Below are 16841 nucleotides of genomic sequence, written 5' to 3' on the forward strand. Positions count from 1 at the left end.
CGTCCGGAGCGAGGTTCCCGGGCGAAATCCGGGTGCCCTTCTTTGGGCACTTTCTTGGGCAAGCAAGAAAGTGCCTCGGGGCGCGCTGGCGAGTCAGCGCCGGGCAGGCGGTGGACCGAAGGCACCGTAAACACCGGAGGACGAACCAGGACCAGCCACATCACGGCAGGCGGCCGGACAGCGCCACCGAAAACACTCGAGGTCGAACAAGGGCCAGCCTCGGGGCACGGGATGATGGCCCAGAGGCTGGAAACGGCAGGGCGGGTCAGGCGGTTTCGAGGCCCTGGGCCTGGAGGTCGGCGTGGTAGGACGAGCGGACCATCGGGCCGCTGGCCACCTGCTTGAAGCCCATCTCGCGGGCACGTTCGCCCAGCTCGTCGAACTCCTCCGGCGACAGGAAGCGCGTCACCGGCAGATGGTGGCGCGACGGCTGCAGGTACTGGCCCAGGGTCAGCATGTCGCAACCATGTTCGCGCAGGTCCTGCAGGACCTCCAGCAACTCCTCGCGGGTCTCGCCCAGCCCCAGCATGAGGCCGGACTTGGTCGGCACGCCGGGGTGCTGCTCGCGGAACTGCCGGAGCAGGTCCAGCGACCAGGCATAGTCGGCGCCGGGGCGCGCCTCGCGATACAGGCGCGGAACGGTCTCCAGGTTGTGGTTGAAGACGTCCGGAGGGGCCTGGTGCATGATCTCCAGCGCGCGGTCCATGCGCCCGCGGAAGTCCGGCACCAGGATCTCGATCCGGGTGTTCGGGTTCAGGCTGCGCACCTCGCGGATGCAGTCCACGAAGTGCCCGGCCCCGCCGTCGCGCAGGTCGTCGCGGTCCACCGAGGTAATCACCACGTAGTTGAGGCCCAGCGCCTGGATGGTCTCGGCCAGATGGCGCGGCTCGTCGGCATCCAGTGCCTCCGGGCGGCCGTGGGCCACATCGCAGAACGGGCAGCGACGGGTGCAGATGTCGCCCATGATCATGAAGGTGGCAGTGCCGTGGGCGAAGCATTCGCCCAGGTTGGGGCAACTGGCCTCTTCGCAGACGGTGTGCAGCTTCTGTTCGCGCAGGATGCCCTTGATGCGCTGCACCTCGGGGCGGGCCTGACTCTGGGCGCGAATCCACTTGGGCTTGCGCTGCGGGCGCTCGGTGGGATTGATCTTGACCGGGATGCGCGCGACTTTGTCGGCGGCGCGCTGTTTCTCTCCGGGCTGGGGGCGGGTGCGTGTGTCCATGGACCTTCCCTGAATCTCTCGGGCGGCCGCTGTGTGGGCGGCCGACGTGGGGCGACTGGGCGGTACCGGGTCAGGCAACCTGACGAATCAGTTCCTCGACCTCCTGCCGCGCGGTCTCGATCGCGGGCAGGCTGCCATCCTCGTCGAGGATGAAGCCGAGCCGTTCCACGGCCCGCAGATCGGCGAGCGGGATGCGGTCGGCAAGCGGGTCGTCCTCGGCATCTCGCGGGCACGCGGCGCGTGCGATCCGCACGATGTCCGTCAGGACAGGGGCCTCGGGGTTCTCCGGGCCGCCGGAATCGCGAATGGCGTCAATGATATCGGATGACAGATCCCATTGCTGGGCAACCAGTTCGCCGATCAGGCCTTCGAGACGAAACAACACCCGTTCGACCTCTTCCGGCGTGCGCTCCGGGTGGGTGCGGGCGACCTCGGCGATCACCGGCAGGGCGCCCACCCGGTGCAGCAGTCCAGCCAGCAGGGCGGTCTGCGGATCGACTGCCTCGCACTGGTCGGCGAGCACGCAGCTGATGGCCGCGATGCGCGCGGAGCGGCGCCACAGACGTTCGAGGAGGTCGTGGTAGGGGCTGTCGCGATGGATGAAGACCTGGTGCATGGCCAGGGCCATCACCAGCTGGCGGGTGCGTTCGAGCCCCAGTCGGGCCACGGCATCCTGCAGGCGTGACACCTCGCGGCGGCTGCCCATGGCCGGGCTGTTGGCCACGCTCAACAGGCGCCCCGCGACGCTCGGATCTTCCTCGATGATGCGGGTGGCCTCGGCAATGGAGACGTCCGGATCTTTCAGGGCCTGCTGCAGGTGCAGCGCCACCTCGGGGAGCTGGGGCAGGGCCAGCTCGCCCGAGTAGGCATGCGTGTAGATGCTGCCGAACAGCTCGCCCTCGAGGTCGGACAGCTCGATCTCGCTGACCTCGACGCTGTCCTGCCCGCCGCCGTCGACCAGGGTCTCGTAGACCTTGCGGTCCAGCATCGCCAGGGTGGCGCGGGTCGCGGCGATCGCATGGCTGTGATAGTCGTGGGGTTCGAACAGCGGGTTGAGGGCCTCGCTGGAGTCCCCGTTGAGCATGACCGAGTTGCGCCCGCTGGCCAGGATCATCCGCCCCTCCAGCAGGAAGATCATGCTGCGGAATTCGTCGCGCGCATGCAGCTTGAACCCCGGATCCACCGTCATGGTGCGGGCATGCTGCAACAGCCTGTCGCGGGCGCGCTCGCTCAGTTCGGCGAACGGGCGCAGCTGTGGAAGGCGTTTTTCGATCACGGGGGTTCAGACGTTGAACATCGCGCGGAGTTCGGCCAGGTCCTCGGCGCGTTCCTCGAGGAACGCGATCGGTTCCCCCGGCGCCGGTGGCTCGATCCCGAGGACGCCGAAGGCGGCGACCTCGGCCGCATCGGGCACGGTTTCGCCCTCGGCGCGTCGGGCGGCCCATTCCGCGACCAGCGCGATGCTGGCGTAATCCGGTTCGCCGGCGCGATAGCCCCAGTCCCCGGCATGCTCCGCGACCGTGACCAGATCGCCCCCGAGGTCCCAGTAGTTGATCACCAGGACACCGGCGAGGTTGCGCAGGCGCCGGACCAGCGACTGCACGCGCTCGGTGTCGGGGTGGTCCTCGCGCAGTTCCACGAACTGGATGATCGGGACCGCGCCGATCCCGGCGACCAGCCCGGCCAGCAGGGCGCGTTCGCGGTCCAGCAGCTTGAGCGAGTCCGCGATCAGGTAGCTGTAGGCGGATTGCAGGGCGCCATGCTTCCAGCTGGCTTCCATGGCGTCGCGGGTGGAAGCGTGCTTGGCCTTGAACGCCTGGCGCAGCGCCATGTTCATCGCCAGCATGCGGGTGTTGCGAAAACCGAGGCGATTGACCGCGTCCCGCACGGACTGGATCTGTTTGGCGGCGCGGAACAGCGGGCTGTTGGTCGCGTGCAGCAACGCCCCGGCGATGGTGCCGTCACGCTGGATGACCTCGGTCAGCTTGTCGAGGTCGGCGTCCGGGTCGTTGGTCAGTTCCTGAATACGCAGCGCGATCTCCGGCATGGTCGGCAACTCCAGCCGGTTGCTGGTGATCAGGTCGTAGAGCTCGCCGAAGAAAGCGCCTTCGGTATCGTCCAGGTCGGTGTCATGCACGACCAGCGAAGCGCTGTGGGCCTTTTCGAGGGCCGCGGTCGGGATCTCCAGCATCTGGCAGGTCTTCTCGGTGATCAGGAAGTCCTGCTGGCCGATGTTCTGGTCGAACATCTGCAGCGGGCTGTCGGGGTCGGCCGCATCCAGGGTGATACGCGCCGGGCTGCCGCCGCTGACGCGGACCAGCTGGCCGCTTACCAGGAACAGGTAGCGGTCCTCGACCTCCTGCGGGCGCAGGCGCCGACCGGCGTCCAGCTCCCGTGCCAGGCAGGCCGAGGCGAGTTCGCTGCGGGCCTGGTCCGACAGGCCGGAGGTGAGGTCCAGGTCCTGAAGCAGGGTGTCGATGCTGGTGCTATCCATGGGGCGGTTCCCGGTCCGTGCTGTGCCAATCCATTCCCGCGTCGCGACGCCGCAGGAAGGGCAGCGGGGCGGGCGCGCGTGCGCGATCTAGTCAATGGACGCCAGTGTAGCATCCGATCCCGCCACAGGAACCGCCGCCGCGGCCCCGCGGCAGGCGAAGCGCGGCCGGTCGTCGTGGTCGATCAGGTCGTGGGATTGCAGGAAGCGGCGCGCGTCGGCGGCATCCTCGCAAAACCATGCGGCGGTGCTGCCCAGGCGGAAGCTGTAGCCCCAGGTGTCCATGTCCCGCATCAGCCGCTCGCGGCCGACGCCGGGCAGCTCGTCAGCCAGCAGGATCTGCAGGTAGCAGACACCGCATTCCTCGAGGTCGTCGCCGCCGGCATTGGTGTGCAGGGTGGCACGCCGCGTGGCGTCCATGCAGATCACGTGTCCGGCCTCGTGCAGGGCCGAGTGGATCGGGGTGTCGGGGCGCACGTGGACCTCCAGGCCGATAATCCCGGCCTCGGGTTCGCCCCACCAGGTGCCGGGCAGCGGGGCCCGGGCCGGATGTGTCACCAGACGCAGGCCGTAGCGCGCCAGCAGGTCCGCGAGGGCCTCCCGCAGGCCGGGGTCGCCGCAGGTCTGGATCGCGGAGGGGCTCATGCGTCTGGCCGACCGGGCAGGGCGCTGCTGTGCTTGCGGCTGCGCCGGGGGCACTCCTCGGGATGCTCGCGGCACCAGGCGTCGACGCGCTCGGCGAGGTCATCCTGAAAGCACAGCAGGTAGAACCGGGCCTGTTCGCGGTTGACGATGGCCGGGCGTCCCAGGGTGTCGACTACCCCGGTGCGCAGGGCCGCGATGATCGCGTTGGCGGCCTTCTTCTGTGGCCAGGTGGTGATCTGCTCCCAGGCCTCGGGGGTGAAGTACAGGCGCAGCAGGTCGGGGCGGGTGGTCAGCAGCATGCGCGTGACGTTGCGCAGCGTGGTCTCCGCCTCGCCCCAGTCCTGGACCAGTCCGCCTTCCAGCAGGCGCTCGATCTCCTCGCGGCCCTTGGGTGACAGCATGGGCGGATGCGGTACGCCTCAGGCGTCCGGTGCGTCCTCCGGCGTGAAGGCGCGGATGGACAGCGCGTGCACCTCGCCGGAGTCGATCTGATCGCGCACGGTGGCGTAGACGGTCTGGTGCTTCTTGACCGCGTTCATGCCGGCGAACTGCGGGCTGACGACCAGGGCCTCGAATTTGCCCTCGCCCCCGGTGACCTCGACCTTCTGGGCCTCCGGCAGGCCGGCGCGGATGAGTTCGGCCACTTGGCTGGCTTCCATGATGAGTCCCCTTGCGTGCGTGCGTGTGATGAGTGCGAATGTCAGCCGCGGATGATAGCCGGGCGTCTGGCCCGACATGAAGTGCCCCCACACGGGGAACTCCAACCCGGAGTGGGGTTCCCATCGGAACACCTGCATGGAAAGTCGGGGTGGTTTGGTCCGAACCGAACCGGCTCGCTAGCATCAGGCCATCATTGACCGGCCCGTCGGGCCACGGAGGCAAAGACCATGATCTTCAAGCAACTGTTCGAGGACGAGTCGTCCACCTATACCTATCTGCTGAGCTGCCCGGATACCGGGAAGACGGCCCTGATCGACCCGGTCATCGAGACCGTCGACCGCGATCTGCGCGTGCTGCAGGAGATGGGCCTGAGTCTCGACTACGTGATCGAGACCCATATCCATGCCGATCACATCACCGGTGCGCGGATGCTGCGCGAGAAGACCGGCTGCAAGCTGGGCGGTCCGGCGATGGACGAACTGCCCTGCCGGGATTTCGGCCTGCGCGAGGGTGAGCCCTTCCAGGTGGGCAACCTGGTGATCAACCCGCTGTACACCCCGGGTCACACGGATGCGCACCATGCCTATCTGATGGATCACGTCGGCCTGAAGATGCTGTTCTCCGGTGATGCCCTGCTGATCGAAGCCTGCGGCCGCACGGACTTTCAGTCGGGGGATGCCAAGACCCTGTACCACTCGATCCAGGACAAGTTCTTCACTCTGCCGGACGAGACCCTGGTCTACCCGGCGCATGACTACGAGGAGCGCCAGATCACCACCATTGGTCAGGAGAAGATGCGCAACCCGCGCCTGGGCAAGGGCAAGCCGGAGGCCGAGTTCGTGAAGATCATGGACGAGATGGACCTGCCGTATCCGAAGAAGATCGACTGGGCGCTGCCCGGCAACGAGGGCTGCGGCATCTGTCCGGATAACCTGCCGGACGAGAAGAAGCGCCTCTGCGAGACCGATCAGCAGGGTTAGTCCGATCTCTTCCGGTGGCCCCGCCAGGAGTCACCGGTTCCGACTGTTCATCCGGTGGGCGGTTTTTACCGCCTGCCGGACCCCGTACACTCCCGCGATGACCGACCACACTCCCGCTGACGCGCCGGGCTCGCTCGCGTCGCCGAATCCGCTGGAACGTCTGCGCGCGATCATGGCGCGGTTGCGCGATCCCGAGGCCGGTTGTGCCTGGGACCGGGCGCAAACTGCGGGCAGTATCGTCCCGTTCACCCTGGAAGAGGCCTACGAGCTGGCCGACGTGATCGCCCGCGACCAGGGCGCGGATGCGGACACCCGGGAGCTGCGTGACGAGCTGGGGGACCTGCTGTTCCAGGTGGTCTTCCAGGCGCGTATCGCCGAGGAGGCCGGTCGCTTCGATCTGGATGATGTCGCCCGCGCGATTGGCGACAAGCTGGTGCGCCGGCATCCGCACGTGTTCGCCGATGTAGAGCACGGCTCGGATGCCGAGCGCGAGGCCGCCTGGGAGGCGGACAAGGCGCGCGAGCGTGCGGCGCGCGCCCAGACCAGCGCGATGGACGATATCCCGCTGGCGTTGCCGGCCCTGTCGCGCGCGGTGAAGAGTCAGCGCCGCGCCGCGCGCCTGGGTTTCGACTGGGACGACCCGGCCCCGGTGGTCGCCAAGATTCACGAGGAGCTGGCCGAGGTGCAGGCGGCGGTGGACCAGGGCGAGCCGCCGGCGCGCATCGCCGAGGAGGTCGGCGACGTGTTGTTCGCGGTCAGCAACTGGGCGCGGCATCTGGGGGTGGACCCGGAGGGCGCGCTGCGCGGCAGCACGCGCAAGTTCGAGGCCCGTTTCCGCCAGATGGAGGCGCTGGCCGCGGCCAGCGGCGAGACCCTGGCCGGGCTCGATTTCGACCGCCAGGAGACCCTTTACCAGGAGGCGCGGCGTCTTGAACGCGCGACCCGGGACACATTCGATACCAAGGACCCGACATGACCGAAGCCGTTGAGCTGCCCGACCACTTTCTGCCCGCCCGGATCGAGACCATCGAGCAGGTTACCCCGCTGATCAAGGTATTCACCCTGGCGGCGGACCCGCAGCGGTTTTCCAGCAAGGCCGGCCAGTGGCTGGACCTGGTGATCCCGCAGGCGGAGGGCAAGCCCTTCGTCGGGGGGTACTCGGTGGTTTCCGCGCCGCGCGCGGACGGGCGACTGCAGCTGGCCATCAAGTACGCGGATCATCATGCGGCGACCCATTACCTGCACACGGAGGCCGGCGAGGGCGACACGGTGTACATCACGCCGGGGCAGGGCAGCTTCTTCTTCGAGCCCGGCATGGCGCAGAACGTGGTGCTGCTGGGGGCGGGCATCGGGGTCACGCCCCTGTTCGGCATCCTGCGCGCGATCCATGCCGGGATGCCGGACGTCTATGCCCACCTGGTCTACAGCGTGGCCCACCAGGACGAGGTGCTGTTCCCGCAGGAGCTGGAGGCAATGGCCGCGGCACCGAACATCGACGTCAGCCTGACGGTCACGCGCGAGGCGGAGGACTGGCTGGGGCATACCGGCCGCATCAGTCATGCGTTGCTGGAGTCGCTGGACCTGCCGCGCGATGCGCTGTTCTATTTCTGCGGGTCGCGCGAGTTCATCGAGGATATGGCCACCCTGCTGGCGGAATGGGGCATCCCCGAGGCCCAGCTGAAATACGAGAAGTGGTGGTAGTGCGCCAGGCGGCGGTCTGAATTGGTCATTGCGAGTCGCCGCAGGCGACGAAGCACAAAAGCAGCGAAGCTGCGTTGAACGGCCGCAGGCCGGCCCGAAGGGCGAGCGGAGCGAGTAATCTCCCAACGCTGGCAGTGCGCCGGGATCAGGTGGCTGAGCACATCGATTGCCACGTCGCCTGTGGCGCCTCGCAATGACGGGGTGGCTTACGGGCGGCGGGTGTCGCGCGGGCGCAGGGCGTTGTCGGGGGCGAGGATCGTGGGCTGTCCGTCCAGTGCCGGATCGGTGTCGGGGTAGTCGCGGATATAGTGCAGGCCGCGGCTCTCCTGGCGCGACAGCGCGCTCTTCACGATGATCTCGGCGACCATGGCCAGGTTGCGCAGCTCCAGCAGGTCCGGGGAGATGCGGAAGTGGCTGTAGTACTCGTGGATCTCCTCCTGCAGGATGCGGATGCGCCGCTCGGCGCGGTGCAGCCGTTCGCGGGCGCGCACGATGCCCACGTAGTCCCACATCAGGCGGCGCAGTTCGTCCCAGTCGTGGGCCACCACCACCTCTTCCTGTGACTCGGTGACCCGGGACTCGTCCCAGGCCGGTGGGACCGGGAGCTGCTCGGGGGCGGGCAGATCGGTCTGCGACAGGATGTGATCGGCCGCGGCACGGGCGTAGACCAGGCACTCCAGCAGCGAGTTGCTGGCCATGCGGTTGGCCCCGTGCAGCCCCGTGTAGGACACCTCGCCGGCGGCGTACAGCCCGGGCAGGTCGGTCTGACCGAAGTGGTTCACCATCACGCCGCCACAGGTGTAGTGGGCAGCCGGGACAACCGGCAGCGATTCCCGGGTCATGTCGAAGCCGAATTCCAGGCAGCGCTCGTAGATCGTGGGGAAATGCTCGCGAATGAACTCGGCCGGCTTGTGGCTGATGTCGAGGTTCACGTGGTCGATGCCGAGGCGTTTCATCTCGTGATCGACCGCGCGGGCGACGATATCCCGCGGGGCCAGTTCCGCGCGCTCGTCGAAGCGCGGCATGAAGCGCTCGCCGTCGGGCAGGAGCAGCACCCCGCCCTCGCCGCGCACCGCCTCGGAGATCAGGAACGACTTCGCCTTCGGGTGGAACAGGCAGGTCGGGTGGAACTGCATGAACTCCATGTTCGCGATGCGACAGCCGGCGCGCCAGGCCATGGCGATGCCGTCGCCGGTCGCGCCGTCCGGGTTGGAGCTGTACAGATAGACCTTGCTGGCCCCGCCGGTGGCCAGGATCACGGTCGGCGCCAGCAGGGTCTCCACCTCGCGGGTCTTCGCGTCCTGCACATAGGCGCCGATCACTCGGCGGCTGCCATCCACCGGCTGGGTGATCAGGTCCACCGCCACATGGCGTTCGAAGACCTCGATGCTGCCCTGGCCCGAGGCGTTGCGCACCAGTGCCTCCTCGATCGCGCGGCCGGTGGCATCGGCGGCATGCGCCACGCGGCGCGCGCTGTGCCCGCCCTCGCGGGTGAGGTGCAGGCGGCTGCGGCCTTCCAGGGGTTCCCGGGTGAACGGCACGCCCAGGTTGAGCAGCCAGTGGATGGCCTCAGGGCCGGCCGCCACGGTGCGGCGCACAGCGTCCGGGTCGCACAGGCCGGCACCGGCGTCCAGGGTGTCCTGGATATGGGCGTCAAAGGAGTCGGTGCGGTCGAGTACTGCGGAGATGCCGCCCTGGGCATAGCGGGTGGAACCCTCGTCGACCGGACCCTTGCTGATCACGGTGACGCGTCGATGCGGGGCCAGGTGCAGGGCCGCGGAGAGCCCCGCCGCGCCGCTTCCGATCACGAGGACGTCCGCCAGGCGCGGTTGTTGTACTGTCCCCATGGGTCAGGTAACGTGCTGCGCTTGTTGCCAGAGCAAAATGTGGCCCTTGCGCAACAGTGTTGTGCGCAAAGCGAACTTAATGCGAGTCAGGCGGTCCATGCACCATAGATTACCGGAGACCGGTGTGCTGGCGGGAGTCCCCGCATGAGCGAGAAGGCTTCCGACGAGGCCCTGGTCAAGCGAGTTCAGAACGGCGACAAGGCGGCTTTCGACATCCTGGTGCTGAAGTATCAGCACAAGATCGTCAACCTGGTCGGGCGCTATGTCCATGACCATGCGGCGGCCCTGGATGTGTCCCAGGAGGCCTTTATCAAGGCCTACAAGGGGCTGGCGAACTTTCGCGGCGAGAGTGCGTTCTATACGTGGCTCTACCGCATCGCCATCAACACGGCCAAGAACCACCTTGTCTCCCAGGGACGGCGTCGGCCCGAGGCCGAGGTCGATGCGCAGGACGCGGAACAGATGGGCGGTGACTCCGCCCTGAAGGACAGTGCAACCCCGGAGGGGGAGCTGTTGTCCGAAGAGATTGAAGGGGCGGTGCGTAGCACCATCGAGGAATTGCCCGACGACCTTCGGATGGCCATCACGCTGCGCGAGATCGAGGGACTGAGTTACGAGGAGATCGCGCAGACGATGGGATGCCCGATCGGCACGGTCCGCTCGCGCATCTTCCGGGCCCGCGAGGCCATCGACCGGACCTTGCGTCCGTTGCTAGACAACAACTGAACGAGTAGCGCCATGAAAGAACAAGTCTCCAAGAACGAACGTCTGTCGGCCCTGGTGGACGGAGAAACGGATGACTTCGAGACGCGTCGCCTGATGGACGAACTGGTGCGGTCCGAGGAGGATCGGGCCCGCTGGGAACGCTATCACCTGATCGGCGACAGTCTGCGCGGGGGGATGCGTCGCACCGCACCCGCGAGCTTCATGGACGGCGTCCAGGCGGCCCTGGCCGAAGAGGCCCCGCTGTCGGTCGCGCGCAAGCCGGATCAGCCGCGCTGGCTGAAGCCGGTGGCCGGTACTGGCGTCGCCGCCGCGGTCGCGATGGTCACCCTGGTCGGGATGCAGATGATCGGCCCCGACTCCGGTGCGCCGGAGGCGACGCCGGTCGCCAGCGAGGGCACGCCGGCGCAGCTGGCCGACGGTATCCAGCGGGTCAGCACCACGGGTTCCGAGGCGCCGGCCACCGAGCCGGAAGGCCTGGATCCGCGCTTTGCCCGATACCTCGAAAACCATGCGGAACTGATGGGGCCGGGGTCCACCGCCCTGGGTCGTGTTCGCTTTTCGGTGAGTGACGAGTAACGCGTGATGCGCCGCAGCCTCGCGTACGCCCTGGTTGCCGCTACCGCGCTTTGTTGTCTGCCTTTGCCGGTCCTGGCGGGGGAGGCGTCCCCCGCCGACTGGTTGCAGCGTATGACCGGCAGCCTGCACTCGGAGAGTTACCAGGGGACCTTCGTGCTCCAGCGCGACGATCGGCTGGACGCCATCCGTGTGGTACACGCCGCCGAGAACGGTGGCTACCGTGAACGTCTGGAGACCCTGACCGGCGCCCCGCGCGAGATCCTGCGTTCGGTCGACCGGCTGAGTGCCCTGAAGGGTGCCCGGGCGGCGGCGGGTGAGCCCCCGCACGGACCGGCCGGTGCGCCGGTGTTCCTGCTTGAGCGCCACGATCACTATGAACTGAAGGACATGGGCGCGGACCGCGTGGCCGGTCTCGACTGCCGCATGATCCTGGCGCGGGCGCGCGATACCTTGCGCTACAGTCATCGCTACTGCCTGCATACGGAAACCGCGCTCCCGCTGCTGAGCGAGCTGTACGACGGGCATGGCCATCTGCTGGAACGTCTCGCGTTCACCAGTCTCGAGCGTCTGGAGGAGGTCGCCGAGGGTGCTCTCGAGACCACGCAGGAAGACGCGGAGCGGGTCGAAGTGCGGGCCGATCGTGGCCACAAAAAGCCCGAATGGGACGCACAGACGGGCATGGACGGCTGGCACTTCGATGCGCTGCCGGACGGTTTTACCGCGATCGCCGCGACCGAACGTCCGGTCGGGGATGGCGAGGCCCGTCTGCGCCACTTCGTGCTGAGCGACGGCCTTGCCTCGGTTTCGGTGTATATCGAAAAGACCAGTGGCGAGCGAATGTTCGAGGGCACGACCCGCGCGGGCGCCACGCACGGCGCGGCCCGCTCGATTGCCGGGCACCAGGTAACCGCGGTGGGCGACGTCCCGCGGGCCACGGTTCAGGGTGTGCTGGATGCGATCGTGTACCACTCCGGTGAATGATTCCTCGCGGGGCGCAGCATGAGTGAATGGATCCGCGAACAGGGCATTGTGCTGTCGGTGGAGGGCTATGCGGCGCGCGTGCGCATCGAGCGCCAGTCGACCTGCGGCAGTTGTTCGGCCCGTTCGGGCTGCGGCAGCGGGGTGCTCTCCGAGGTTCTCGGCCGCAAGGCGGTGGAGGTGACCGTCGGGCATCCTGGAACGCTGCAGCCCGGGGATACCGTGACCCTGGGGATCCGTGACCAGGCCCTGGTCTCAGGGGCCCTTGCAATGTACCTGCTGCCACTGGCCGGGCTGGTGGCGGCGCCCGGCCTGATGATGCTGGTCGCGCCCGGGCTGGGCGAGGGAATACACCTGCTCGCCGGCGCCCTGGGCTTTGCCGCGGGCCTGTATGCGGTACGCGTCTGGCTGCGCCGTCGGGCGCCGGATCTGGCGCCGGTGCTGCTGGAGCGTCATCCGGCCTCGGGGGTGCATGGCTCCGCCGGCTCCGTGCTCACGCCGCGACCCTGAGGGTCTGTGTGCGCCCGCGGGAACTTGCGGGTGGGTGCGGCTTTCTAGAGCGTTGAACCTTCGACTTCCCAATGCGGATCAGATGATGATGAAACCGATGCAATGGGCACTGGTGGCCCTGACCTTTCTCGCCCTGTCGCTGCCGGCCTCGGCGCGCATGCTGCCGGACTTCGTGCCGCTGGCGGAGGAACACAGCCCGGCGGTGGTGAACATCGCCACCACCCGCGAGCGCGAGAATCCGCATCGCGGCCAGATGCCGGACTTCGAGGGCACGCCCTTCGAGGACCTGTTCGAGCGTTTCTTTGGCGGTCCGGGCGGCTCGGGCGAGCGCGCCCCGGAGAGCTTCGAACGCAACTCGCTGGGTTCCGGCTTCATCTACACCGAGGATGGCTACATCATCACCGCGAACCATGTGGTGGACGGAGCCTCGGAGGTCGTCGTCCATCTGTCCGACCGGCGCGTGTTCGACGCCGAGATCGTCGGCAAGGACCCGCAGAGTGACGTGGCCCTGCTGAAGATCGACGCCGAGGACCTGCCGACCCTGAAGCTGGGTTCTTCGTCCGACCTGAAGGTCGGCGAATGGGTGCTGGCGATCGGTTCGCCGTTCGGCTTCGATCACTCCGTCACCGCCGGCATCGTCAGCGCCAAGGGGCGCAACCTGCCGACCGAGAACTACGTCCCGTTCATCCAGACCGACGTGGCGATCAATCCGGGCAACTCGGGCGGGCCGCTTCTGAATCTGGATGGCGAGGTCATTGGCATCAATGCCCAGATCTACAGCCGCACGGGCGGCTTCATGGGCCTGTCCTTCGCCGTGCCTATCGAGATGGTGGAGGACGTGGTGCAGCAGCTGCGGGAACACGGCGAGGTGACGCGCGGTTGGCTGGGTGTGCTGATCCAGGAGGTTACGCGCGAGCTGGCCGACTCCTTCGGCATGGACAAGCCCACCGGCGCCCTGGTCGCGCGGGTGCAGGCCGACAGCCCGGCGCAGAAGGCCGGCTTCGAGACCGGTGACGTGATCCTGTCGTTCAACGGCATCGAGGTGCCCAACTCCTCCGCTCTGCCGCCGATCGTCGGGCGCACGCCGGTGGGTACCGAGGCCGAGGTGGAAGTGCGCCGCGGCGACGAGACCCGCACCATCACGGTCGAGATCGAGCGCCTGCCGGACGACATCTCGGCCCAGCGTGGCGGGCCACAGCGGCAGACGCCGGAGCGGACCGAGCCGCAGAGCCTGCTGGGGATGGTCCTGGAGCCGCTGGAGGCCGAACGCGCCGCGGAGCTGGACGTGGACGCCGGCGTGGTCGTGCGGGAGGTCGTCGACAACCCGGCGCGTTCCGCCGGCCTGCGCCCCGGCGATGTGATCGTGCAGTTCGGCGGCCATGCCATCGACTCGGCGGAGACGCTGGAGCAACAGATCGCCGAGGTCGGCGACCGGCGGACGGTGCCGGTCCTGGTGTATCGCGGCGACAACCCGACCTACATCGCCCTGCGCATCCCGCGGGACTGAGACCGCCTTCGGGGCGCACGCCCCGGGGCCGCCATGGAGCAAGGGAGGGCTGTCGGCCCGGTCGGCAGCCCTCCCGATCGTTTGCGGATGACCGAACTGACGCTTTATCACCGCGAGAGCTGCGGTCTCTGCCATGACATGCTGGCCGAGATTATGGCCCTCAAAAGCCGTTATACTTTCGCGCTTACGGTCGTCGACATCGACGAGGACCCGGAGCTGCAGGCGCGTTTCAACGTCAAGGTCCCGGTGCTTGCGGTCGACGGCGACATTCTCTGCTGCCATTTCCTCGACCGAAAGGCACTGCTGGACCAACTGGCCCCTGCATGACCGAAACCCGCCTTACCCGCAATTTCTCCATCATCGCGCATATCGACCACGGCAAGTCCACGCTGGCGGACCGCCTGATCCAGGGCTGTCATGGCCTGACCGAACGCGAGATGTCCGAGCAGGTGCTGGACTCGATGGATCTGGAGCGCGAGCGCGGGATCACCATCAAGGCGCAGAGCGTCTCGCTGTACTACGACGCCCAGGACGGTGAGCGCTATCAGCTGAATCTCATCGACACCCCGGGGCATGTGGACTTCTCCTACGAGGTCTCGCGCTCGCTGTATGCCTGCGAGGGTGCGTTGCTGGTGGTGGATGCCTCGCAGGGCGTCGAGGCGCAGAGTGTCGCCAACTGCTACACCGCGATCGATCAGGGGCTCGAGGTCGTCCCGGTGCTGAACAAGATCGACCTGCCCGCCGCCGAGCCAGACCGGGTGGCCGCGGAGATCGAGGACGTGATCGGTATCGAGGCCACGGATGCCCTGCGCGTCTCCGCCAAGACTGGCGAGGGCATCGCCGAGCTGCTGGAGGAGATCGTGCGCCGGATCCCGCCACCGGAGGGCGATGCCGAGGCCGCGCCCAAGGCGCTGGTGATCGACTCCTGGTACGACAACTACCTGGGCGTGGTGGCGCTGGTGCGGGTCAAGGCCGGACGCTTCTACGCGGGCCAGAAGATCAAGGCGATGTCGGTGGGGCGGGCGCACGAGGTCAGCCGGGTCGGCGTATTCACGCCCAAGCCGGTGGACCGCAAGACGCTGGAGGTTGGCGAGGTCGGCTATCTGATCGCGACCATCAAGGACATCTCCGGGGCCAAGGTGGGCGACACCTTCACCGATTTCAACAACCCGGCGGACGAGCCGGTACCGGGCTTCCAGGAGATCCAGCCGCGGGTATTCGCCGGGCTGTTCCCGGTCAGTGCGGACGACTTCAACGACCTGCGCGAGGCGCTGGACAAGCTGCGCCTGAACGATGCGGCGCTGTCGTTCGAGCCGGAGACCTCGCAGGCGCTCGGGTTCGGCTTTCGCTGCGGCTTCCTCGGCATGCTGCACATGGAGATCGTGCAGGAGCGCCTGGAGCGGGAATACGACCTGGACCTGATCACCACCGCGCCCACCGTGGTCTACGAGGTGGAGCGCAACGACGGCGAGGTGGTCTCGGTGCACAACCCCTCCGAGCTGCCGGCGAACAACGAGGTGGCCGAGATCCGCGAGCCGATCATCGAGGCGAATATCCTGGTCCCGCAGGAGTATGTAGGGGCGGTGATCACTCTGTGTGTCGAGAAGCGCGGTGTGCAGACGAAGATGCAGTACCTCGGGCGCCAGGTGCAGCTGTCCTACGAGCTGCCGATGTCCGAGGTGATGCTCGACTTCTTCGATCGCCTGAAGTCCGCGACCCGCGGCTATGCCTCGTTCGACTACCAGCCGCTGCGCTTCCAGGCGGCGCCGCTGGTGCGCGTGGACATCCTGATCAATGGCGACCGCGTGGATTCGCTGTCGGCCATCGTGCATCGCGACCATGCGGAGTCGCGCGGGCGCGAGATCATCGAGCGCATGGCCAAGATCATCCCGCGTCAGATGTACGAGGTGGCGATCCAGGCGGCGATCGGTTCCAAGATTATCGCGCGCGCCACGGTCAAGGCGATGCGCAAGAACGTGCTGGCCAAGTGCTACGGCGGCGACGTAACCCGCAAGCGCAAGCTCCTGGAGAAACAGAAGGCCGGCAAGAAGCGCATGAAGTCGATCGGCAAGGTGGATGTGCCGCAGGAGGCCTTCCTGGCGGTTCTGTCGGTGGACGACGACAAGAAGTGACAATCAGGCCTGCGGCCCGGAAGGGCCGTCGGGCACTCCCCGGCGGGCCGGGAACAGAGGACACGGCATGGCAAATCTCGAACTGATCCTGGTGCTGGCAACCGCCGTGACCGGCCTGATCTGGCTGGGCTGGGTGATCCTGCGGCGGCGTCGCAGCCCGGAGCGCCAGCGGGCGATGCCCTGGTTCGTGGACTACTCGCGTTCGTTCTTCCCGGTGCTGCTGATCGTGCTGATCCTGCGCTCGTTCGTGGCCGAGCCCTTCCGCATCCCCTCCGGGTCGATGATGCCCACCCTGCTGGTGGGCGACTTCATCATGGTCAGCAAGTTCTCCTACGGGATCCGCCTGCCGGTCACCCGCACCAAGATCCTCGATACCGGCGAGCCGGAGCGTGGCGAGGTCGTGGTGTTCAAGTATCCCCGCAACCCGCAAGAGGACTACATCAAGCGGGTCATCGGTCTGCCGGGCGATACCATCGCGTTCCGCGATCGCGTGCTGTACGTGAATGGCGAGCCGCAGCCGGCCGAGCGGGTTGGAACCTTCGAGGGCGAGGGCTCCGGGCAGGTCATGTCGGGCGCGTCGATGTTCGAGGAGACCCTGGATGGACGCACCTACAACACCCTGATGCGCGAGCAGCAGGCGAGCCTCGACGGTTCGGTCACGGTCCCCGACGGTCACTACTTCATGGTCGGTGACAACCGCGACAACTCCAACGACAGCCGCGTCTGGGGGTTCGTCGCCGAGGAACACCTGGTGGGCCGGGCGCTCTTCATCTGGCTGCATTGGGATTACAATGAAGGCCATCGGGACTTTTCCCGGATCGGTCAGGCGATTCGCTAGGTCCGTTCCGCGGGCGCAGGCAAACAGG

The 16841-nt window shown here is 67.5% G+C and carries 18 protein-coding genes; 11 read left to right on the forward strand and 7 right to left on the reverse strand.

Going from position 1 to position 16841, the window contains the following annotated elements:
- Positions 1 to 265 precede the first annotated feature (265 nt).
- From lipA to H609_RS0110935, 6 genes are all read right to left on the reverse strand, one after another.
- Positions 266 to 1222, reverse strand: coding sequence for a lipoyl synthase (lipA, locus tag H609_RS0110910; RefSeq protein WP_018877067.1), 957 nt, complete (start codon positions 1220 to 1222; stop codon positions 266 to 268).
- Positions 1223 to 1292: 70 nt separating this feature from the next.
- Complete coding sequence (locus H609_RS0110915; protein ID WP_028484963.1) at positions 1293 to 2498, reverse strand: HDOD domain-containing protein; 1206 nt, start codon at positions 2496 to 2498, stop codon at positions 1293 to 1295.
- 6 nt (positions 2499 to 2504) lie between these two features.
- Positions 2505 to 3716 (reverse strand): HDOD domain-containing protein, encoded by a 1212-nt coding sequence (locus H609_RS0110920; RefSeq protein ID WP_018867210.1) that lies wholly within the window; start codon positions 3714 to 3716, stop codon positions 2505 to 2507.
- 87 nt (positions 3717 to 3803) lie between these two features.
- A complete protein-coding gene (locus H609_RS0110925) occupies positions 3804 to 4358 on the reverse strand; it encodes a hypothetical protein (RefSeq protein ID WP_018877070.1) in 555 nt (184 codons plus the stop codon).
- Entirely contained in the window at positions 4355 to 4759 is a 405-nt protein-coding gene (locus H609_RS0110930; protein WP_018877071.1) for a hypothetical protein, read from the reverse strand. The genes H609_RS0110925 and H609_RS0110930 overlap by 4 nt, the downstream gene beginning before the upstream one ends.
- Positions 4760 to 4777: 18 nt before the next feature.
- On the reverse strand, positions 4778 to 5017 hold the full coding sequence (locus H609_RS0110935; RefSeq protein WP_018867213.1) for a BolA family protein: 240 nt from the start codon (positions 5015 to 5017) through the stop codon (positions 4778 to 4780).
- A gap of 228 nt (positions 5018 to 5245) precedes the next feature.
- Between H609_RS0110935 and H609_RS0110940 the strand changes: the two genes are divergently transcribed.
- The 3 genes from H609_RS0110940 to H609_RS0110950 are packed head-to-tail and all read left to right on the forward strand — an operon-like array spanning position 5246 to position 7699.
- Positions 5246 to 5998 carry an MBL fold metallo-hydrolase gene (locus H609_RS0110940; RefSeq protein ID WP_018867214.1) on the forward strand — a complete coding sequence of 251 codons (753 nt, stop codon included), beginning with the start codon at positions 5246 to 5248 and terminating at the stop codon, positions 5996 to 5998.
- A gap of 43 nt (positions 5999 to 6041) precedes the next feature.
- Complete coding sequence (gene mazG / locus H609_RS0110945; RefSeq protein ID WP_028484964.1) at positions 6042 to 6974, forward strand: nucleoside triphosphate pyrophosphohydrolase; 933 nt, start codon at positions 6042 to 6044, stop codon at positions 6972 to 6974.
- Positions 6971 to 7699 (forward strand): ferredoxin--NADP reductase, encoded by a 729-nt coding sequence (locus H609_RS0110950; RefSeq protein ID WP_018867216.1) that lies wholly within the window; start codon positions 6971 to 6973, stop codon positions 7697 to 7699. Before mazG ends, H609_RS0110950 begins: the two co-directional genes overlap by 4 nt.
- 206 nt (positions 7700 to 7905) lie before the next feature.
- Here the strand turns inward: H609_RS0110950 and nadB are convergent, their stop codons facing one another.
- A complete protein-coding gene (gene nadB / locus H609_RS0110955; protein WP_019592816.1) occupies positions 7906 to 9546 on the reverse strand; it encodes an L-aspartate oxidase in 1641 nt (546 codons plus the stop codon).
- 144 nt (positions 9547 to 9690) lie between these two features.
- Between nadB and rpoE the strand changes: the two genes are divergently transcribed.
- The 8 genes from rpoE (at position 9691) to lepB (ending at position 16813) form a co-directional block, all read left to right on the forward strand.
- Entirely contained in the window at positions 9691 to 10272 is a 582-nt protein-coding gene (rpoE, locus tag H609_RS0110960; RefSeq protein ID WP_018867218.1) for an RNA polymerase sigma factor RpoE, read from the forward strand.
- A gap of 12 nt (positions 10273 to 10284) precedes the next feature.
- The gene (locus tag H609_RS0110965; RefSeq protein ID WP_018881561.1) at positions 10285 to 10848 is read left to right on the forward strand and encodes a sigma-E factor negative regulatory protein; all 564 of its coding nucleotides are present in this window, start codon (positions 10285 to 10287) and stop codon (positions 10846 to 10848) included.
- Positions 10849 to 10854: 6 nt separating this feature from the next.
- Complete coding sequence (locus H609_RS0110970; RefSeq protein WP_028484965.1) at positions 10855 to 11829, forward strand: MucB/RseB C-terminal domain-containing protein; 975 nt, start codon at positions 10855 to 10857, stop codon at positions 11827 to 11829.
- 18 nt (positions 11830 to 11847) lie between these two features.
- Positions 11848 to 12336 (forward strand): SoxR reducing system RseC family protein, encoded by a 489-nt coding sequence (locus H609_RS0110975; protein WP_018878315.1) that lies wholly within the window; start codon positions 11848 to 11850, stop codon positions 12334 to 12336.
- Positions 12337 to 12418: 82 nt separating this feature from the next.
- Positions 12419 to 13843 (forward strand): DegQ family serine endoprotease, encoded by a 1425-nt coding sequence (locus H609_RS0110980; RefSeq protein WP_018867222.1) that lies wholly within the window; start codon positions 12419 to 12421, stop codon positions 13841 to 13843.
- A gap of 87 nt (positions 13844 to 13930) precedes the next feature.
- Positions 13931 to 14170: a glutaredoxin family protein gene (locus H609_RS0110985; protein WP_017940958.1), complete on the forward strand. Its 240-nt coding sequence runs from the start codon at positions 13931 to 13933 to the stop codon at positions 14168 to 14170.
- Entirely contained in the window at positions 14167 to 15975 is a 1809-nt protein-coding gene (gene lepA / locus H609_RS0110990; RefSeq protein WP_018867223.1) for a translation elongation factor 4, read from the forward strand. The genes H609_RS0110985 and lepA overlap by 4 nt, the downstream gene beginning before the upstream one ends.
- 67 nt (positions 15976 to 16042) lie before the next feature.
- Positions 16043 to 16813: a signal peptidase I gene (gene lepB / locus H609_RS0110995; protein ID WP_018877078.1), complete on the forward strand. Its 771-nt coding sequence runs from the start codon at positions 16043 to 16045 to the stop codon at positions 16811 to 16813.
- Positions 16814 to 16841: the final 28 nt, after the last annotated feature.

Origin of the sequence: Thioalkalivibrio sp. ALE17 (assembly GCF_000425605.1) — a bacterium.
Lineage (GTDB): Bacteria > Pseudomonadota > Gammaproteobacteria > Ectothiorhodospirales > Ectothiorhodospiraceae > Thioalkalivibrio.